We start from the raw sequence: 18,418 nt of genomic DNA, 5'->3' as shown, positions 1-18,418 counted from the left end.
CGCTCAGGCCTGGGTGAGAAAGGCCGGGGCACCCACGGGCAGGGTAAATCGGAACTGGGCGCCGCCGTGGACGGCCCGCCCCACCGTGATCGTCCCGCCGTGGGCGTCGACGATGCCCTTGACGATGTACAGCCCCAGGCCGGTGCCACCGCGCTTGCTCCCCCGCCAGAAGCGGGTGAAGACGCGGGCCATCGACTCCTCCGGGATACCGGGGCCCTCATCGCTCACGGTGACCGCCGTCCCCTCCGCGTGGGCCTTCATCAGTGCTGGTGTCACTTCTATGGTGACGACTCCCTCGCCGTGGCGCACGGCGTTTTCCAGGAGGTTGCCCAGCACCTGGTCGACCTTGTCGGGATCCGCCCAGAGCGCGGGCAGCGAATCGGCGACCTTGACCTCGAAACGCTCGGGCCGCATCCCGGCCCGGGTGTAGCTCGCCACGTGCCGGCGGACGGCGGCGGCCATGTCGACCGGCTGCCGGCGCACCTCCAGGCGGCCGGAGTCGATCCGTGAGATGTCCAGCAGCTCGGCGATCAGCCGGGTGACCCGGTCCGCGTCGGCGTCGACCGTCTCCAGCATCAGCCGCTTCTGGTCGTCGGTGAACCGCTCCCACTTGGCCAGCAGCGTGGCCGTGAAGCCCTTGACGGAGGTCAGCGGGGAGCGCAGCTCATGGGCGACGGTGGCGATCAGCTCGGCGTGGCTGCGCTCGGTGCGCCGGCGCGCCTCGGTGCCGCGCAGCTGGACCACCACGCGCACCACCGGCCCGCCCGCCCGCTCCCGGACGTAGCGGGCGGATACCAGCACCTGGCGGCCGCCGGGCAGCAGCAGATTCCGCTCGGGCTGGCCGGTGCGGGTGGCGAGCCCGCCGTAGGGGTCGGTCACGGCCCACCAGCGGCGGCCGTCCAGATCCTCCAGCGGCAGGGCGCTGTCCAGCTGCCGGCCGAGGGCGTCGCCCGGGCGCACGGCGGCGATCCGGGCCGCGGCGGCGTTGAAGCAGGTGATCCGGCCGGTGGCGTCGGCGACGACCAGCCCGTCGGGCAGGTCGTCGGCGTGGAGGCCGGTGGCCGTTCCCTGGGAGCCCATGGAGGCGGCCGGGCATGTGCCGACCACCGCGCTCCCGGACGTCCTGACGTTCCTCAAACCCGCACCCCCTCCCGACCCCCGGAGCGCCACCCTACTAGCTGGAGGTCACGGAGCGGCACCCTCCGGACGCGCGCTGCGCACGGGCGGAGGCGTAGAGGCACACCGCGGCGGCCGTGGCGAGGTTGAGGCTCTCGGCCTTTCCGTGGATCGGGACGCGCACCACGGCGTCGGCGAGCGCCCGGGTCTCCTCCGGCAGGCCCCAGGCCTCGTTGCCGAAGATCCAGGCGCTGGGCCCGCCCATGGCGCCCTGGTCGAGCTCCTCGTCCAGGTCCTTGTCACCGGCGCCGTCGGCGGCCAGGATCCGCGCCCCGGCGGCCTTCAGGCCCGCGACGGCCTGCTCGACGGGGACGCCCACGGCCACCGGCAGGTGGAAGAGGGAGCCCACGGAGGCCCGTACCGACTTGGGGTTGTAGAGGTCCACCGAGGCGTCGGTCAGCACGACGGCGTCGGCGCCCGCGGCGTCCGCGCAGCGCAGGACCGTACCGGCGTTGCCGGGGTCGCGGACGTGCGCGAGGACGGCCACCAGCCGGGGGCGGCCGGCCAGGATCTCCTCGAAGGGCGAGTCCAGGAAGCGGCACAGGCCGACGATGCCCTGCGGGGTGACGGTGTCGGACATCTCCGCGATGACCTCGTCCGTCGCGGTGAGCACGGGCACCCCGGCGGCGAGGGCGGCGGCGACGATGTCGGCGTGGCGCTCGGCGGCGTCCGGCGTCACGTACACCTCGATGAGGTGGTCGACGGCCTCACGGACGGACTGCGGGCCCTCCGCGATGAAGCGGCGTTCCTTGCTGCGGAAGCTGCGCTTGGCGAGACGGCGGGCCGCGATGACACGGGGCGATCGCAGGGAGGTCAGCTCGGGGGCCGCCATGGGCTCACTTTCGGTAGCGGAGGTGCGGTGCGTGCTCGGTGAGCGTCCCGGCACCGTGGGTGCCGGGGGCCGGACGCGAGCGGACCCGCAGGCCGGGGGGCCTGCGGGTCCGGACGGTGCCTTGCGGCGCCTGGATCAGGCGGCGGCCTTCGGCGCGTTGACGTCGGCCGGCAGGGCCTTCTGCGCGACCTCGACGAGCGCGGCGAACGCGTTCATGTCGTTGACCGCGAGCTCGGCCAGCATCTTGCGGTCCACCTCGATGTTGGCGGCCTTCAGACCCTGGATGAGGCGGTTGTACGTCATGCCGTTCTGGCGGGCAGCGGCGTTGATGCGCTGGATCCACAGCTGACGGAAGTCGCCCTTGCGCTTCTTGCGGTCGTTGTAGTTGTAGACCAGGGAGTGGGTGACCTGCTCCTTGGCCTTGCGGTACAGACGCGACCGCTGACCGCGGTAGCCGCTGGCCTGCTCGAGGATCGCCCGGCGCTTCTTGTGCGCATTGACTGCGCGCTTGACGCGTGCCACTTGTTAACTCCTTGTAGCGGGGCCGTGGTGGGTTCTCACACGACCCGAAAACGATTGGGTCCCGGTGTTGACATTCGGCGCGAGGCCGAATGTCACATGCCGAGAAGCTTCTTGATCTTCTTGGCGTCGGCCGGGGCCATCTCGGCGTTGCCGGTGAGGCGACGCGTCAGGCGGGACGACTTGTGCTCGAGCAGGTGGCGCTTGCCAGCGCGCTCACGCAGGACCTTGCCGGAGCCGGTGACCTTGAAGCGCTTCTTGGCACCGCTGTGCGACTTGTTCTTCGGCATAGCGCCGTTCTCTCCTCGTCGGTGGCACTCCACGGCCCTGTGGGGGGCGCGGTGAAGCGTCAACTGTTGATTGCTGTCCGGAGCGGGGGACGCCCCGGAGTGAGCACCAGGGCCGCGAGGCCCCGGGATCACGCCTCTGCGGGCTCCTCGGGGGCGTCCGCAGGGGCGTCCGCGGTGGTTCCACCCTGGCGCTCCGCCTTGCGGGCGGCCTGGGCCTCGCGGGCTTCGGCCATCGCCTCGGTCTTCTTCTTGTGCGGACCGAGAACCATGATCATGTTTCGGCCGTCCTGCTTGGGGTTCGACTCGACGAAACCCAGGTCCTGGACGTCCTCCGCGAGGCGCTGAAGCAGTCGGTAGCCCAGCTCGGGGCGGGACTGCTCACGGCCACGGAACATGATCGTGATCTTGACCTTGTCGCCCTGCTTGAGGAACCGGACGACGTGACCCTTCTTGGTGTCATAGTCGTGCGGGTCGATCTTCGGCCGGAGCTTCATCTCCTTGATGACCGTGTGCGCCTGGTTCTTGCGCGCCTCACGGGCCTTCATGGCCGACTCGTACTTGAACTTCCCGTAGTCCATGAGCTTGCAGACCGGCGGGCGTGCGTTCGCCGCCACCTCGACCAGGTCGAGGTCGTACTCCTGCGCAAGCTCCAGGGCCTTGGCAAGCGGCACGATGCCTACCTGCTCGCCGCTGGGACCGACAAGTCGCACCTCGGGGACACGGATCCGGTCGTTGATGCGGGGCTCGGCGCTGATGGGGCCTCCTCGGTAGCACCACGCGACGCCCTCGTGGGCCGTCGCGCAACGTCTTTTCGTAAAGACCAACCGCGCCGGCACATGAAAAATGCCCCGACGGGCACAGGCGGGGCTCCATACCGGAACACCGCCACGGCGAGCCGCGGGGCGCTATTCGGGCAGCTCCATCGTCCGTACGGAACGATGGCTACCGCCTGACCGGAGACCTGCCGACCCATGGTCGACAAGGTGGGAGAACGGAGCTCCACTTGTGGGCCGGGCACACGGATGCGCTCAGCCGGTCGTTTACCGACGATAGCAGGTGGGGAGCAGACGTGCTAACCGGGCGTACCGGCCGGTGGCGGACCCGTCCGGCACCGGGACGTATCGTGTGCGCCATGAGCGACGCGACCCCCATCAGCGGGGAGAACCCCACCCCCGACTTCGACACCATGACCCGCGACATCGCGGACGTCCCCGCCGTCGAGGTGATCACCACGGTCGCGGTGCACCTGATGAGCGCGGCGGCGGTCAACCTCGGCCTCGCCGAGGACGGCGAGCGGCACAAGGACCTCGACGAGGCCCGCAAGCTGATCACCGCGCTCGCCGGCCTGGTCACCGCGAGCGCCACCGAGGTCAGCAACTTCCACGCGGCCCCGCTGCGCGACGGCCTGAAGTCGCTCCAGCTGGCCTTCCGCGAGGCGTCCGTCGTCCCGGACGAGCCGGGCCAGGGGCCCGGTGAGAAGTTCACCGGGCCCGTGTACGCGTAGGGCTTTCCAGGCCCTCCAGACTTTCCGGGGGCCGGTCAGGCCGGGCCGCCGTAGTGCGGCCGGTCGGGCCGGCCCTCACCCGTACCCGCCAGCGGCTCGGGCGCCGCGAGCTCGTCCGCGAGCATGGCGACGCCGTGCGGCGGGTGGGTGACCCGGTGGGCGTACGAGGCGAGGGCGCCGCCGACCAGCGGGGCGACGATGAACAGCCACAGCTGGGAGAGGGCCGCGCCGCCCGCGAAGAGCGCCGGGCCGATGCTGCGCGCGGGGTTGACCGAGGTGCCGGTCAGCGGGACGCCGATCAGGTGGTCCACCGCCAGCGCCAGGCCGATGGCCAGCCCGCCGAAGCCCACGACGGCGACCCGGTGGGTCACCGCGAGCACCACGAACACCAGCAGGAAGGTCAGGACGACCTCGGCGAGGAACGCGCCGCCGGTGTTGATGTGCACGGCCGAGCGTTCCGCGTAGCCGTTGCTGCCGAACGTCCCGTCGGTCTTGATCCCGGGCACCTGCTTGGCGATCAGGAAGAGGATCGCCGAACCGACGATGCCGCCCACCAGCTGGGCGATCCAGTACTCGATGGCCGTGTGGATCGTGATGCGGCGCTCCAGCAGCAGGCCGAGCGTCACCGCCGGGTTGAGGTGACAGCCCGACACCGGCCCCAGGGCGTACACCAGGGCCAGAAGAGTGAAGCCGAATGTCAGGGCGATGCCGACCACGCCGATGTAGTCGGCCGCGAGGACGACGGACCCCACGGCGAACAGCACCAGCAGCAGGGTTCCGAGGAACTCGGAAGCGGCGGTCCTGGTCTTCACCGGGTCCAGATTGGCCAGGGCCGGCTTCACGTTCTTCAGGGCGTCCATGGCGACCTCCTGAGGATCTCGTGGACCGTCCTCGTGAAATTGTCGGACGGTCTCCGCGGGATCGCCTGTCGGGCGCGGCTGCGGCCGGGCCCCCGCGGCCGCCGCCGCGGCGGCCGGTGGCCCGGCTAGCGGCTGAAGAGCGCCTCTCCCGGGACGTGCGCCGCCGCCGGCAGCAGAGCGAGGTCCAGGCCCCGGACCAGCCGGGCCCGCAGCACCTCGGCGGCGGCCAGCCCCTCGGCGACCCGGCGCACCACGTCACCGGCCACCGCGTCCTCGGCGAGGACCAGCGCCAGCGTGCCGTCGGCCTCGCCGGACGGGACGAGGTGCGCCCGCAGTACCCCGGGCTCGGCCGCGAGGACGGTCCGCAGGGCGCCGGTGACAGCGGGGTCGGCCAGCGGGTCCGCGCTGTCGCGCCCCTCGGCCAGCGCCAGCAGGGCGGAGCCGGTCAGCGGGTAGGTCACGGGACCGGCCAGGTCCAGCACGATGGTGTCCGCCTTCTCGTGCGCGGCGGCCTGGAGCGCCTGGTGCAGCGGCACGGCCACGGGCCGGGCGTCCGCGCGCCAGCGGGCGAGGGCCTCGGTCGAGGTGAACGCGGGCAGCGCGCGGCGCCCGTCCGGCGCCTGGAGCGTCGGTACGGCCATGTCACTGCTCTTCTCGCGCTTGAGCCCGTCGGGCCCGGTCTCCACCTCGCCGAGCACGGCCACCACGGGCACGAGCAACCGAGTGCCCGGCAGGGCGGCCAGCACCCGCCTCTCGGCCTCGGCCGACCGGTCCACCGCCCAGGCGGCGAGCGCCTCGGTGAGAGCGGGGTCGGCGGAGCCGTCGTCGTCGGAGAACTGGGAGTCCGGGATGTTCTTGAGCGCCACGGCTTGAGCGTATCGGGTGGGGTTTCCCCGCCGGGGGCCCGGGGCTCCGCCCCTGGACCCCGGTTACGGGAAGGGGCGGGACCGCGGAAGACCACCCTCCGGCCGCCGACGCCGCAACACCGCCGACACCACGAGCAGCAGCACCCCCACCCCGCCCGCGACGAGCGCGGACAGGCTCGGCCCGCCCCCGGGGGCGTCCCCCGGCGCGGCCCCCGGCCCGCCGCCGAAATAGCGCGGCACCGCCGGCGCCACCCGCCGCCCCGCCGTCTCCCGCCCCGCCTTCTCGATCGCCGCCGCCGGGTCCACCATCCCCGCGCCGACCTCGTCGTCGCGCCCGCCCTCCGGCCGGTCCCGCGCGGTCTCGGTCAGCAGCTCGCGGACCCGCGCCGGGCTCAGGCCCGGCCGGGCGGCGCGCAGGAGCGCCACGGCCCCGGAGACGAAGGCGGAGGCCGCGCTGGTCCCCCAGCCCTCGTAGTAGCGCCGGTCGGGGTCGGCGATGACCACGTCGACGCCGGGCGCGCTGACGGTGGCGTACCAGCGGCGGGTGGAGAAGGAGGCGCGGCCGCCGTAGCGGTCGACGGCCGTCACGGCGATCACGCCCGGGTAGGCCGCCGGGTAGGAGACGTGGTCGCCGTGCTCGCCGCCATTGCCGGCGGAGGCGACGACGACGGCGCCCTTGCCGAGCGCGTACTGCACGGCCGCGTCCTCGCGCGGCTCGGGGTGCGCGGTGTCGCTGTCGTCGCCCAGGGACAGGTTGATCACGTCGGCGCCGTGGTCGGCGGCCCAGCGGATGCCGTCCGCGAGGGCGCTGCCGCGCGCTCCCCGGGCCTTGGCGCGGGCGGGGTCGCTGTCCTCGAGGATCACCCGCACCGGGAGGATCCTCGCCTCGGGGGCGACGCCGGTGATCCCGTCGGCGTCGTCGCCGCCGTGCCCGCGGCCGGCGATGATCCCGGCCATGGCGGTGCCGTGCCGGGCCCAGGCGCGGTCGCCCGGCCCGGCGCCGAAGCCGATCAGGTCCTTGCCCGGCAGGACCCGTCCCCGCAGGTCCGGGTGGCCGTCGTCGACGCCGGTGTCGAGCACGGCGACGGTGATCCCGGCGCCCTTGGTCGTCCGCCAGACGTCCTGGACGTGGAGGGCGTCGAGCGCCCACTCCTGCGCCCTTATGGCGTCCGCCCGGGCCGGGGCGGCGACGAGCACGGCGAGGGCGGTCCCGGCGGCCAGCGCAGCCAGGGCCCGGCGCGGACGGCTCATCGGCCGGCCTCCCGGCCCGCCGGCCGGTGCGCGGCGTCGCGGTAGGCGCGCTCCACTTCCTCCGCGAGGGTCGTCGCGTCGTGGCCGAGGCCCGCCTCCGCCGGGGCCTCGGTGGCGCCGGGGACGACCGCCCGTGCGGCGGGCAGCGGCGGGGTACCCGTACGGCCGTCGGCGAAGCCGGTGACGGCGTAGACGACGATGGGCACGTCCGTCATGACGGTGATGTGCCAGCTGGCGCGCTGCGCGTCGCCGAAGCGCGCGGCGGGCGTGTCCCGGAGCGCGAGGGGGCGGGGCATCAGGTCGGCGCGCTCGTCGAGGTGTTCGTCGGCGAAGCGGCGGCGCAGGGCGCGCATGCCGGCGGCGTCCGCGTCCGTGACGAGCAGGCCGACGGTCGTCACATGGGAGGACGTGGCGTCCGCGTAGGTGGCGCGCAGCAGCCGGGCGCAGCCGACGGGGGCCAGGGCGGTGGCGAGGAGGGGGTCGAAGGCGTCGGCGCAGCCGCTGTCGGGGGCGACGCCCAGCCGGATCCAGTCGCGCGGGGCGCCGCCGGGTCCGGCAGCGTCCCGGTGGACGGCGTCCGGGAAGATCCGGTCGACGGGGAGGCCGCGCCAGAGCGTGGCGCCGCGCGTGTAGGCGGCCTCGGCGGCCGAGCCGTCGCCCGGGCCCGCGGCCAGGCAACTCCCGGTCACGGCCCCGGCTATGAGGCCGAGTCCGAGGACCAGGCTGACGGCCGCCGCGGCGGCGCGTCCGGCGCCCCGCGCGGGCGGACCCGGTACGGGAACGGGGGGCGGGAGCGGGGGCGGCGGGGGTACCCAGTGAGGGGCAGGAGGCGGCGGCATGGGTTCCGCTTCGGTGCTCAACCTGCGCTCCCCCTCGCGAGCCGGCCGGTCGTACCGCCGTATGTCGGACTTCCGCCACATCCGCCGCCGGCCCGAAGGCCGTGGTGTGCGCGCCACTTTACGGTGCGCGACGCGACGGGTGCCATTCGCCCGGGCCCGAACCCTGGTCAGCGGATTCCGGCTCTGGCAGGCTGCCCGCCATGTCGTCCGACAGAGCGCGTTACGACCGGGCCACCGCCCATCTGGACGCTCCCCTCGCGGTGGTCGATACCGGGGCGTTCGATGCCAATGCCGCCGATCTGGTGCGGCGGGCGCGGGGCAAACCGGTACGGGTGGCGAGCAAGTCCGTACGCTGCCGGGCGCTGCTGGAACGGGTCCTGGCGCGCGAGGGCTTCGCGGGCGTCCTGGCCTACACCCTCGCGGAGGCACTGTGGCTGGCGCGTTCGGGGATTCCGGACGTGCTGGTGGCGTACCCGTCCGTGGACCGGGCGGGCTTCGCGGAACTGACCTCGGACCCCAAGCTCGCCGCCGCCGTGACGGTGATGGTGGACGACCCGGCGCAACTGGCGGTCGTGGACGCGGCGCGGACGGGCCGTGAGGAGGTGCGGGTCTGCCTGGAGTTGGATGTCTCGCTGCGGCTGCTGAATGGCCGTTTACGAATCGGGACATTGCGGTCTCCAGTGAGCGATCCGATCGAACTGGCGGAGCTGGCGCGGGCCGTCGACCGCCGTCCGGGGTTCCGGTTGGTGGGCCTGATGGCCTACGAGGCGCATGTGGCGGGCGTGGGTGACACGGTGGCCGGGCGGCCGCTGCGGTCCCGGGCGGTCCGGCTGATGCAGTCCGTGGCCCGGGAGCGGGTGGCGGCCCTGCGCGCGGAGGCCGTGCGGGCCGTACGGGACGTGGTGGAGCTGGAGTTCGTCAACGGAGGCGGAACGGGCAGTGTGCAGCACACGGCGGCCGAGGACGCGGTGACGGAGATCGCCGCCGGGTCGGGTCTGTACGCGCCGCGCCTGTTCGACGGCTACTCGTCCTTCACCGCCCGTCCCGCCGCGCTGTTCGCGCTGCCCGTGGTGCGCCGGCCCGGGGTGGGCGTGGTGACGGTCCTGGGCGGGGGCTACCCCGCGTCGGGCGCGCCCGGACGGGACCGGCTGCCGGTCCCGTACCTCCCGGCGGGGCTACGGCTGGCGAGCCAGGAGGGCGTCGGCGAGGTGCAGACCCCCCTCCTGGGCCACCCGGCGGACGATCTGCTGATCGGCGACAGGGTGTGGTTCCGGCACGCCAAGGCGGGCGAGCTGTGCGAGCGCTTCGCGGAGCTTCACCTTGTGGAGGGCGACAGGGTGGTGGACACGGCGCCCACGTACCGGGGGGAGGGCCGTACGTTCCTCTGAGGCCGGGGCGCCTCCCGCGCGGGGTTCCGTGGATTTCCGGCTGCCCGCCGGTGGGGGTTTTCCGCGCCTTCGGCGCGGTTTCGCCCACCCTCCCCCAGCTACCGCTGGGAGGTTCCCCCAGCCCGATTGCCCGGCCCGGATTGCCCGGGTAGGGGGCTGGCCGACAAGGGCCGGCCCGGCTGGGGTGACGTGAGGGGGCGGGGTGGGGTGGACGGGCCCTGGTAGGGGCGTGAAGAGCTCTTCGCCGCTAGTGCCAAGTGTGGGGGAACCAACACAGCGATAGCAGGCACCGCGAAGAGCTCAGCCCCGTAAGGGCCCGTCCACCCCGCCCCGCCCCCGACCCACCACACACCCCACGACGCACCTACGGCAGCAGGATCAGCCGGATCGGGTCCCCGTCCTTCTTCCGCAGCCGTTCGATGCCGGTCGCCGCCTCCGCCAGGGGCAGGGTGCCGCTGATGGACCGTCCGAGGTCCAGCCGCCCCAGGCGGGCGAGCGCGACGAGCTCGTCGACGTGCGCGGGCGCCGACCCGTAGTGCCCGAGGACCTGCTGCTCGCGGAAGATAAGAGCCGCGCTGTCGCTCAGGGTCAGCGGGCCCGGGGCGATGCCGACGAGCACAAGCCGCCCGCCCCGCCCCAGACAGCGCACGGCCTGGTCCCGAACGGCCGGCACGCCCGCCGTGTCGAGGGCGAGGTCGAGCCCCAGTCCTCCGGTGGCCTCCAGGATCCGCTCGCGGACGTCCGGCGCGCCGGCGTCCAGGGCGAGGTCGGCGCCGAAGTCCAGGGCCCGCCGCCGGGCGCTCTCCAGCGGGTCGACGGCGACGACCGGCGCCGCCCCGGCCAGCCGCAGCAACTGCACCGCGTGCGCGCCGAGCCCACCGACGCCCCAGACACCGGCCGGGCGGGCGGGACGCACGCGCCCGGTGGTGGTGACGGCCGCCCAGGGGGTGGAGACGGCATCCGGGATGATGGCGGCCTGCTCGAAGGAAAGTCCCTCGGGAACCGGGACGAGCGTGTGGTGGTTGGCGAGGGCGTACTCGGCCCACCCGCCGTCGTAGTCGACGCCGCGCGTACGGACGGCCCGGCACGGCTCGTAACGCACGCACCCGGCGCACTCCCCGCAGCGCTCCCCCGCCTGGAGCAGGACGCGTTGTCCCTCGGCCCAGGGCGCGGGGACGTCCGGGCCGAGGGCGTCGATCACCCCGGCGGTCTCATGGCCGAGCGTGACCTTCCCGGTGCGGGCGAACGCGGGCTTGAGCTCGCCGTCGACGAGATGGACGTCGGACAGGCAGATGCCCGCCGCCCGTACCCTGACCCGGACCTGGCCGGGGCCGGGCTCGGGGACGGGGACCTCCTCGACGGCGAAACGGCCCGACCGCAGGTCGAGCCGTCCGGCGAGCATCGTCTCGGGCATGTCCGGAACCTCCGTAGGACAGGGCCGCGGGGGCCGAGGACCGGCGGCCTGTCCGGCCCCCGACCCCCGCGGCGAAAATCACCCTGGCGCCGGAACCTGCCCGAGCAAACGTTCCTTCAATCCGTCAGAACGCCTTGTCGACCTGGTCCGGGATCACACTGCCGTCAGCCCGGCGCACCGGCGTCCTGGAGCCGTCGGCGGCCGTGGCGCCCGTGGTCGAGCACGGGTACGTACCGGACTTGCGCGGCATCGGGTCGATGAACATCGGGTTGGCCACCCAGCGTCCGTCGGCGTCGTCGAACGCGCGGCACATCAGCTCGGACTTGTTGCGGTTGATGGCGACGTGCGCACCGGTCGCGTCGTTCACGAACGTCACATCGGTGTCGGCGTCGCCCGCGCCGAGGGCGATGCGGTGGGCCGGGTCCTGCTGCTTCCAGGCGGCGGCGCCCTTGATCTTGAAGATCTCCTGGTTGATCATGCAGCGCTTGCCGTCCATGTACGGCAGGGCGTCGCCGCGGCCGGTCTCGACGCCGCCGCAGCCCTTGATGGCGGTGGTCAGACGGCCGTGCTTGGTGACGTTGCGGATGCCGATGGTGTGCTTCGCGTCGAGGCCCACACCGCTCGACCACGCCTCGGCGATCGGCTCGGAGGAGGCGGAGACGATGTAGACGTCGAAACCCGCCGCCTTGAGCGTACGGATGAGGTCCTTCTGCTGGTCGTAGTAGCGCACGTACCCGGCGAGGGTGTGGGTGCCGGCCTTCTGCGTCGCGCCGACGGGCGCGGCGAGCTGCTCGGCGCGGGCCTGCCGGGCGAAGGAGGTGAGCGCGGCCGGGGTGTGGCCGGCGAACAGCTGCGGGATCCAGGCGTAGCCGGGGACCGTGCGGCGGTGGTTCCAGTCGCCGGCGAAGGCGGACTCACCGGCCATCGTCTGCGACTTCTCGCGGATCTCGAAGATCTCGTCGGCGCAGGCGGTGTTCTTCGAGGTGGGCAGCGGGCGGCCGGCGGGGACGGCGGTGCCGCAGGCCTTGGTGAGGGCCTTGTCCGCGGCGGGGGTCAGGAAGGCGTTGGTGTCCGTCCAGTGCTTGGGCCGCAGGATCTTGTCGTGCTTCAGGGCCCAGGCGAGGGTCGCGTCCGTGATGTCGTTCTTGACGACGGTGTTGTCCCAGTCGAAGGCGGCGACCGGGCGCGGGCCGCGCTTGCCGGAGCAGGTGCCGCGCTCGTCGATCATCTTCTGGAGCCTGGCGCGGTTGTCACCGAACCAGGGGAGCCCGGGGTCGAGCCGGGGACAGTTCGCGCGGGGCGCGCGGTCGTGGGCGGTGGCCGCGCCGGCGGGGAGGGGCGCGGCGGCGAGGGCGGCGGCGGTGGCAAGGCCGACGACAATGGCGGACGTGGTGCGCATGTGCTCTCTTTGGTGCGTGTGACGGACGGGGACAGAAACCAGGACCGGACGACGAAGAAGACGAAGACGACGAAGACGACGACGAAGACACCGCTGACCGGTCCCAGCTTTTGATCATGGACCCTACAGCGGGGTCACATAGGCCCCCGCGATGCCTCCGTCCACGAGGAACTCGGCGGCGTTCACGAAGGACGAGTCGTCGCTGGCCAGGAAGGCGACGGCGGCCGCGATCTCCTCCGGCTCGGCGAACCGCCCCACCGGCACGTGCACCAGCCGACGGGCCGCGCGCTCCGGGTCCTTGGCGAACAGTTCCTTGAGCAACGGGGTGTTCACGGGCCCCGGGCAGAGCGCGTTGACGCGGATGCCCTCGCGGGCGAACTGCACCCCGAGCTCGCGGGACATCGCCAGCACACCGCCCTTGGAGGCGGTGTAGCTGATCTGCGAGGTGGCGGCGCCCATCACGGCGACGAAGGAGGCGGTGTTGATGATGGAGCCCCTGCCCTGCCGCCGCATATGGGGCAGCGCGGCCTTGCAGCAGAGGTAGACGGAGGTGAGGTTGACCTCCTGGACCCGCCTCCAGGCGTCGAGGCCGGTGGTGAGGATGGAGTCGTCCTCGGGCGGGGAGATCCCGGCGTTGTTGAAGGCGATGTCGACGGACCCGTAGGTGTCGTGGGCGGCCTGGAACAGCGCCTCGACCTGGACGGAATCAGTCACATCGGTACGGACGAAAAGCCCGCCGACCGCGTCGGCCGCGGCCTTGCCGGCGTTCTCGTCGATGTCGGCGCAGACGACGTGGGCGCCTTCGGAGGCGAGCCGCCGGGCGCTGGCCAGGCCGATGCCGCTGCCGGCTCCGGTGACGACGGCCGTGCGGCCGACGAGGCGGCGGCAGACAGCTTGCTGGTCGGTCACTTGCTCTCCTCCAGGGGATCGATGGCGACGAACACGTTCTTGGTCTCGGTGAAGGCGGTGAGCGCGCCGGGGCCCAGCTCCCGGCCGAGGCCGGACCGCTTGAAACCGCCGAAGGGGGTCCAGTAGCGGACGCTGCTGTGGGAGTTGACGGAGAGGTTGCCGGCGGCGACGGCCCGGGAGACCCGCAGGGCGCGGGAGACGTCCCGGGTCCACACCGAGCCGGACAGCCCGTAGTCGGTGGCGTTGGCGAGCCGTACCGCCTCGGCCTCGTCCTCGAAGGGAATGACGACGGCGACGGGCCCGAAGACCTCCTCCACGGCCACCCGGTCGCCGGGGGCCGCTTCGAGCACGGTCGCGGGGTACCAGTAGCCCTTGCCGGAGGGCACTTCGCCACGGATGAGGGCGGGGGCGCTCTCGGGGACGTACGACCGTACGCGCTCGCGGTGCGCGGCGGAGATCAGCGGGCCCATCCGCGTCGCGGGGTCGGTGGGGTCGCCGACGGTGAAGGACTTCACGGCCGGTTCCAGCAGCTCCAGGAAGCGGTCGTGGACGGACCGCTGGACGAGGACGCGGCTTCGGGCGCAGCAGTCCTGGCCGGTGTTGTCGAGGAAGGCGTCGGGGGCGGCGGCCGCGGCGCGCTCGATGTCGGCGTCGGCGAAGACGATGTTGGGGCTCTTGCCGCCGAGTTCGAGCGTCACCCGCTTCACCCGCTCCGCGCAGGTGGCCATGATGCTCCGGCCGACGGCGGTGGAGCCGGTGAAGACGACCTTGGCGACGCCGGGGTGGCGGACGAGCGCGTCCCCGGCCACCGGGCCCGCGCCGGGGAGCACCTGGAACAGCCCTTCCGGTAGCCCCGCTTCCAGGGCGAGGGCGGCGAGGCGGAGCGCGGTGAGCGGGGTGGTCTCGGCGGGCTTGAGGACGACGGCGTTCCCGGCGGCCAGCGCGGGGGCCAGGCCCCAGGCGGCGATGGGCATCGGGAAGTTCCACGGGGCGATGACGGCGACGACGCCGAGCGGTTCGTGGAAGGTGACGTCGAGCCCGCCGGGTACGGGGATCTGAGCGCCGGTCAGCCGTTCCACTCCCCCGGCGGCGTACTCCAGCAGGTCGCGGACGTTCCCGGCCTCCCAGCGGGCGTTCCCGACGGGGTGGCCCGCCTCGCGGACCTCCAGTTGGGCGAGCTCCTCCAGGTGCGCGTCGACCGCGTCGGCGAAGCGGCGCAGCTGCCGGGCCCGGTCGCCGGGGGCGAGGGCGGCCCAGCGGTGCTGGGCGGCGGCGGCGCGCCGTACGGCCGCGTCCACGTCCTCGGGCGTGGCCGCCGGGACGGTGGCGACCAGTTCCTCGGTCGCCGGGTTCACGATGTCGTGGGTCTCCTGCATGGGTGCGGGTCCTCACATCCGCTCGAAGGAGCGGTACCGCTCCCAGTCCGTCACGGCCGTGTCGTACGCCTCCTGCTCGACGCGCGCCATGTTCAGGTAGTGCTCCACGACCTCGTCGCCGAACGCGGCCCGGGCCATGGGGCTCGTCTCCCACAGGGCTGCCGCCTCCCTCAGGGTCGCGGGGACGTGCGCGGCGTCGCCCCGGTAGGCGTTGCCCGTACAGACCTCCGGCGGCTCCAGCTCCTGCTCCATCCCGTACAGCCCGGCGGCGATCATGCCGGCGACGGCCAGATAGGGGTTGACGTCGCCGCCGGGCAGCCGGTTCTCGAAGCGGAGGGAGTGGCCGTGGCCGACGACCCGCAGGGAGCAGGTGCGGTTGTCGGGGCCCCAGGCGACGGCGGTGGGGGCGAAGGAGCCGGGGCGGAAGCGCTTGTAGGAATTGATGTTCGGCGCGTAGAGGAGGGTGAACTCCCGCAGGGCGGCGAGCTGTCCGGCGAGGAAGTGCCGCATGGTCCGCGACATGCCGTACGGGCCGTCGTCTTCGCCGGCGCCGGCGAAGACGGGGCGCCCGGCCTCGTCGCGCAGCGAGAGGTGGATGTGACAGGAATTGCCCTCGCGCTCGTCGTACTTGGCCATGAAGGTGAGCGCCATGCCCTCCTGGGCGGCGATCTCCTTGGCCCCGGTCTTGTAGACGGCGTGCTGGTCGCAGGTGGTGAGCGCCTCGTCGTAGCGGAAGGCGATCTCGTGCTGGCCGAGGTTGCACTCCCCCTTGGCGGACTCCACGGTCATGCCGGCCGCGCCCATCTCGTTGCGGATCCGGCGCAGCAGGGGCTCGACGCGGCCGGTGCCGAGGACGGAGTAGTCGGCGTTGTACTGGTTGGCGGGGGTCATGTCGCGGTAGCCGCGGTTCCAGGCGCCCTCGTAGCTGTCCTTGAAGACGATGAACTCCAGCTCCGTGCCCACGTGCGCGCTCCAGCCGTGCTCGGCGAGCCGGTCCAGCTGGCGGCGCAGTATCTGGCGCGGGGAGGCGAGGACGGGTGAGCCGTCGTGCCAGGCGAGGTCGGCGGTGACGAGGGCGGTGCCGGGATTCCAGGGGGTGCGGCGCAGGGTGGTGAGGTCGGGGCGCATGGCGAAGTCGCCGTAGCCGCGCTCCCAGGACGACATGGCGTAGCCGCCGACGGTGTTGAGGTCGACGTCCACGGCGAGGAGGTAGTTGCAGCCCTCCGTGCCGTGCTCCAGGACCTCGTCGAGGAAGAACCGGGCGGCGAACCGCTTTCCCTGGAGCCGTCCCTGCATGTCCGTGAAGGCGAGGACGACGGTGTCGATCTCCCCGGAATCCACGAGCCGGCGCAGCTCGTCGACCGTGAGCGGGGGCGTGCGGTCGGCCACGGTGTGCCTCCTGTCGGTGCGTCCGGGGGTCTTAAGGTAGGGCGGTAGACCATTGATTGGGAAGGGGGCCGATGAACGGAACGACGAACGAGCCGATGAACAGGCCGACGCACGGGCCGACGCACGGGCTTGGAAGCGTGACGGACCGGCTGTCGCCGGTGCTGCGCCCGGTCCGCGCGGGCAACGGCTTCGAGGAGACGCTGGAGCAGATACTCCAGATCATCCGGCTGGGCCTGGTGGCGGAGGGCGAACGGCTTCCGGCCGAGCGGGAGTTGGCCGAGCGGCTGCGGGTCAGCCGGGTGACGCTGCGCGAGGTGCTGAAGGTCCTCCAGGACCAGGGCCTGGTGGAGAGCCGGCGCGGCCGCTACGGCGGTACGTTCGTGCTGCCCCGCCCGGCGACGGCCGGCGAGGACGAGCTGCGCCGCAGGCTGGCGGGGGTGGACGTCGAGGACGCGCTGCGCTTCCGCGAGGTGCTGGAGGTGGGGGCGGCGGGGCTGTGCGCCGCGCACGGGACGACCGATGAGGGGGCCGCCCGGCTGCGAGCCGCGCTGGCCGCGACGCACGACGCGCCGCTGGCCGACTACCGCCGCCGGGACACCCTGTTCCACCTGACCGTGGCCGAGCTGTCCGGCTCCCCCACGCTCGCCGCCCAGTACGCTGCCGTGCGGGCCACGGTCAACGACCTGCTGGACTGCATCCCGCTGCTGGTGCGCAATCTGGAGCACTCCCAGCGGCAGCACACCGCGCTGGTGGAGGCGATGCTGGACGGGGACGCGGACGGGGCGCGCGAGGTGATGCGGGAGCACTGCCACGGCACCGCGGCGCTGCTGCGGGGCTTCCTGGCGTGAGGAGCCCCGGCTCCGTAACCACGGTTTAACGCGCAGGGGTTGCGCGGCGCCCGTCGGGACCACAAAGGTATGGCGCAAAACCTTTGCCCGGCACCCTGTCGTCAGGAGCGCTCATGGCCGAACGCACGGTTTCCTCCGGCTCCTCCGGTTCCTCCGGCTATCTGGAGAAGCGCTCCCTGCGCCGGGGCAGCGCGGGTCCGCTGCTCCTCACCGGCCTGGGCGTGGCCTATGTCGTCTCCGGCGACTACTCCGGCTGGAACTTCGGCCTCGCACACGGCGGTTTCGGCGGGCTCGCCGTCGCCGCCGCGCTGATGGGCCTGATGTACACGTGCATGGTCTTCGCCCTCGCCGAGCTCGCCGCGATCCTCCCCACGGCGGGCGGCGGCTACGGCTTCGCGCGCCGCGCCCTGGGCCCCTGGGGCGGGTTCCTCACGGGAACGGCCATCCTCATCGAGTACGTCCTGGCCCCCGCGGCCATCTCCATCTTCATCGGCGACTACGTGGAATCCCTGCGTCTGTTCGGCCTCACATCGAGCTGGCCGGTATACCTGTCCTGCTTCGCCATCTTCATAGGCATCCACCTGTGGGGCGTGGGCGAGGCCCTGCGCTTCAGCTTCCTGGTGACGGGCGTGGCGGTGGCGGCCCTGCTCGTCTTCGCGGCGGGCGCCTTCACGGACTTCGACGCCACCCGCCTCAACGACGTCCCGGCCGACCCGCACGCCTTCGGCTCGTCCTCCTGGCTGCCGTTCGGCCTGCTGGGCATCTGGGCGGCGTTCCCGTTCGGAATGTGGTTCTTCCTCGGCGTCGAGGGCGTGCCGCTGGCCGCCGAGGAGACCCGCGACCCGGCCCGTACGCTGCCGAGGGCCATGGCCACGTCCATGGGCATCCTGCTGCTCCTGGCCCTGCTCACCTTCCTGGCCGCCACGGGCGCGGGCGGCGCGAACGCCCTCCAGGAGGCCGGCAACCCCCTGGTCGCCGCCCTGGACTCCGACGGCAAGGGCCGCGTCCTCGCCAGGGTCGTCAACTACGCGGGCCTGGCGGGCCTGATCGCGTCCTTCTTCTCCCTCATCTACGCCGGCTCCCGCCAGCTCTTCGCCCTCTCCCGCGCCGGCTACCTCCCCCGTGTCCTCTCCCTCACCAGCCGCCGCAAGGCCCCCTGGCTCGGGCTGCTCGTCCCGGGCACGATCGGCTTCGCCCTGGCCGCGGCCACGGGCGACGGGGCGCGGATGCTCAACGTGGCCGTCTTCGGCGCCACCATCTCCTACGCGCTGATGTCCCTCTCCCACATCGTCCTGCGCCGCCGCGAACCGGACCTGCCCCGCCCCTACCGCACCCCGGGCGGCGTGGCCACCTCGACCACGGCCTTCGTCCTGGCCTGCGCGGCACTGGTGGCGACCTTCCTGGTCGACGTCACGGCCGCGCTCATCGCCCTGGCCGTCTACGCGGTCGCCGCCGGCTACTTCGCCCTCTACAGCCGGCACCGGCTGGTGGCGAGCGCGCCCGAGGAGGAGTTCGCCGCCCTCGCCGCGGCGGAGGCGGAGCTGACCCGGGAATGACC

General features: G+C 73.2%; 18 protein-coding genes. 4 read left to right on the top strand and 14 right to left on the bottom strand.

Annotation, left to right across the window (positions count from 1 at the left end):
• Positions 1–3: 3 nt before the first annotated feature.
• From AB0E98_RS28480 to infC, 5 genes are all read right to left on the bottom strand, one after another.
• The gene (locus AB0E98_RS28480) at positions 4–1,080 is read right to left on the bottom strand and encodes an ATP-binding protein (RefSeq protein ID WP_361708224.1); all 1,077 of its coding nucleotides are present in this window, start codon (positions 1,078–1,080) and stop codon (positions 4–6) included.
• Positions 1,081–1,174: 94 nt separating this feature from the next.
• A complete protein-coding gene (locus tag AB0E98_RS28475; protein ID WP_311610271.1) occupies positions 1,175–2,008 on the bottom strand; it encodes an RNA methyltransferase in 834 nt (277 codons plus the stop codon).
• Positions 2,009–2,143: 135 nt separating this feature from the next.
• A complete protein-coding gene (gene rplT / locus AB0E98_RS28470; RefSeq protein ID WP_229356600.1) occupies positions 2,144–2,530 on the bottom strand; it encodes a 50S ribosomal protein L20 in 387 nt (128 codons plus the stop codon).
• A 92-nt stretch (positions 2,531–2,622) separates the two neighbouring features.
• Complete coding sequence (gene rpmI / locus AB0E98_RS28465; RefSeq protein WP_126913401.1) at positions 2,623–2,817, bottom strand: 50S ribosomal protein L35; 195 nt, start codon at positions 2,815–2,817, stop codon at positions 2,623–2,625.
• Between the two features lie 128 nt (positions 2,818–2,945).
• The gene (infC, locus tag AB0E98_RS28460) at positions 2,946–3,572 is read right to left on the bottom strand and encodes a translation initiation factor IF-3 (protein WP_361708222.1); all 627 of its coding nucleotides are present in this window, start codon (positions 3,570–3,572) and stop codon (positions 2,946–2,948) included.
• Between the two features lie 377 nt (positions 3,573–3,949).
• Here infC and AB0E98_RS28455 point away from each other — a divergent pair, with 377 nt between their 5' ends.
• Positions 3,950–4,321, top strand: coding sequence for a DUF1844 domain-containing protein (locus AB0E98_RS28455; protein WP_361708030.1), 372 nt, complete (start codon positions 3,950–3,952; stop codon positions 4,319–4,321).
• A 35-nt stretch (positions 4,322–4,356) separates the two neighbouring features.
• Here the strand turns inward: AB0E98_RS28455 and AB0E98_RS28450 are convergent, their stop codons facing one another.
• From AB0E98_RS28450 to AB0E98_RS28435, 4 genes are all read right to left on the bottom strand, one after another.
• The gene (locus AB0E98_RS28450; RefSeq protein ID WP_361708028.1) at positions 4,357–5,181 is read right to left on the bottom strand and encodes an MIP family channel protein; all 825 of its coding nucleotides are present in this window, start codon (positions 5,179–5,181) and stop codon (positions 4,357–4,359) included.
• Positions 5,182–5,306: 125 nt separating this feature from the next.
• Complete coding sequence (locus tag AB0E98_RS28445; RefSeq protein ID WP_361708025.1) at positions 5,307–6,047, bottom strand: SseB family protein; 741 nt, start codon at positions 6,045–6,047, stop codon at positions 5,307–5,309.
• A 63-nt stretch (positions 6,048–6,110) separates the two neighbouring features.
• Positions 6,111–7,298: a type VII secretion-associated serine protease mycosin gene (gene mycP, locus AB0E98_RS28440; protein ID WP_361708023.1), complete on the bottom strand. Its 1,188-nt coding sequence runs from the start codon at positions 7,296–7,298 to the stop codon at positions 6,111–6,113.
• Positions 7,295–7,987: a hypothetical protein gene (locus AB0E98_RS28435; RefSeq protein ID WP_361708017.1), complete on the bottom strand. Its 693-nt coding sequence runs from the start codon at positions 7,985–7,987 to the stop codon at positions 7,295–7,297. Before AB0E98_RS28435 ends, mycP begins: the two co-directional genes overlap by 4 nt.
• 341 nt (positions 7,988–8,328) lie before the next feature.
• Between AB0E98_RS28435 and AB0E98_RS28430 the strand changes: the two genes are divergently transcribed.
• The gene (locus AB0E98_RS28430; protein WP_361708221.1) at positions 8,329–9,525 is read left to right on the top strand and encodes an amino acid deaminase/aldolase; all 1,197 of its coding nucleotides are present in this window, start codon (positions 8,329–8,331) and stop codon (positions 9,523–9,525) included.
• Between the two features lie 364 nt (positions 9,526–9,889).
• Here the strand turns inward: AB0E98_RS28430 and AB0E98_RS28425 are convergent, their stop codons facing one another.
• From AB0E98_RS28425 to AB0E98_RS28405, 5 genes are all read right to left on the bottom strand, one after another.
• Positions 9,890–10,939, bottom strand: coding sequence for a zinc-binding dehydrogenase (locus tag AB0E98_RS28425; RefSeq protein WP_361708014.1), 1,050 nt, complete (start codon positions 10,937–10,939; stop codon positions 9,890–9,892).
• 124 nt (positions 10,940–11,063) lie between these two features.
• Positions 11,064–12,338 carry a haloacid dehalogenase-like hydrolase gene (locus AB0E98_RS28420; protein WP_361708012.1) on the bottom strand — a complete coding sequence of 425 codons (1,275 nt, stop codon included), beginning with the start codon at positions 12,336–12,338 and terminating at the stop codon, positions 11,064–11,066.
• 123 nt (positions 12,339–12,461) lie between these two features.
• The gene (locus AB0E98_RS28415) at positions 12,462–13,247 is read right to left on the bottom strand and encodes a 3-oxoacyl-ACP reductase (protein WP_311612703.1); all 786 of its coding nucleotides are present in this window, start codon (positions 13,245–13,247) and stop codon (positions 12,462–12,464) included.
• The gene (locus AB0E98_RS28410) at positions 13,244–14,623 is read right to left on the bottom strand and encodes an aldehyde dehydrogenase family protein (protein WP_361708009.1); all 1,380 of its coding nucleotides are present in this window, start codon (positions 14,621–14,623) and stop codon (positions 13,244–13,246) included. The genes AB0E98_RS28415 and AB0E98_RS28410 overlap by 4 nt, the downstream gene beginning before the upstream one ends.
• A 12-nt stretch (positions 14,624–14,635) precedes the next feature.
• Entirely contained in the window at positions 14,636–16,012 is a 1,377-nt protein-coding gene (locus AB0E98_RS28405) for a glutamine synthetase family protein (protein ID WP_361708006.1), read from the bottom strand.
• A 95-nt stretch (positions 16,013–16,107) separates the two neighbouring features.
• On the opposite strand from AB0E98_RS28405, the gene AB0E98_RS28400 reads away from it, so the two are divergent.
• Entirely contained in the window at positions 16,108–16,860 is a 753-nt protein-coding gene (locus AB0E98_RS28400; RefSeq protein ID WP_361708218.1) for an FCD domain-containing protein, read from the top strand.
• Positions 16,861–16,973: 113 nt separating this feature from the next.
• On the top strand, positions 16,974–18,416 hold the full coding sequence (gene eat / locus AB0E98_RS28395) for an ethanolamine permease (protein WP_361708003.1): 1,443 nt from the start codon (positions 16,974–16,976) through the stop codon (positions 18,414–18,416).
• Positions 18,417–18,418: the final 2 nt, after the last annotated feature.

It is taken from the genome of Streptomyces sp. NPDC037389, from assembly GCF_040636475.1.
In the GTDB taxonomy this organism is placed as follows: domain Bacteria; phylum Actinomycetota; class Actinomycetes; order Streptomycetales; family Streptomycetaceae; genus Streptomyces; species Streptomyces hesseae.
This window is presented reverse-complemented; position numbering and strand designations above follow the sequence as displayed.

Excerpts from the sequence above, each read along its gene's own strand:
- AB0E98_RS28480 (WP_361708224.1), bottom strand. The coding sequence starts at position 1,080 with ATGGGCTCCCAGGGAACGGCCACCGGCCTCCACGCCGACGACCTGCCC.
- AB0E98_RS28475 (WP_311610271.1), bottom strand. The coding sequence starts at position 2,008 with ATGGCGGCCCCCGAGCTGACCTCCCTGCGATCGCCCCGTGTCATCGCG.
- rpmI (WP_126913401.1), bottom strand. The coding sequence starts at position 2,817 with ATGCCGAAGAACAAGTCGCACAGCGGTGCCAAGAAGCGCTTCAAGGTC.
- AB0E98_RS28455 (WP_361708030.1), top strand. The coding sequence starts at position 3,950 with ATGAGCGACGCGACCCCCATCAGCGGGGAGAACCCCACCCCCGACTTC.
- AB0E98_RS28450 (WP_361708028.1), bottom strand. The coding sequence starts at position 5,181 with ATGGACGCCCTGAAGAACGTGAAGCCGGCCCTGGCCAATCTGGACCCG.
- mycP (WP_361708023.1), bottom strand. The coding sequence starts at position 7,298 with ATGAGCCGTCCGCGCCGGGCCCTGGCTGCGCTGGCCGCCGGGACCGCC.
- AB0E98_RS28425 (WP_361708014.1), bottom strand. The coding sequence starts at position 10,939 with ATGCCCGAGACGATGCTCGCCGGACGGCTCGACCTGCGGTCGGGCCGT.
- AB0E98_RS28420 (WP_361708012.1), bottom strand. The coding sequence starts at position 12,338 with ATGCGCACCACGTCCGCCATTGTCGTCGGCCTTGCCACCGCCGCCGCC.
- AB0E98_RS28410 (WP_361708009.1), bottom strand. The coding sequence starts at position 14,623 with ATGCAGGAGACCCACGACATCGTGAACCCGGCGACCGAGGAACTGGTC.
- AB0E98_RS28400 (WP_361708218.1), top strand. The coding sequence starts at position 16,108 with ATGAACAGGCCGACGCACGGGCCGACGCACGGGCTTGGAAGCGTGACG.
- eat (WP_361708003.1), top strand. The coding sequence starts at position 16,974 with ATGGCCGAACGCACGGTTTCCTCCGGCTCCTCCGGTTCCTCCGGCTAT.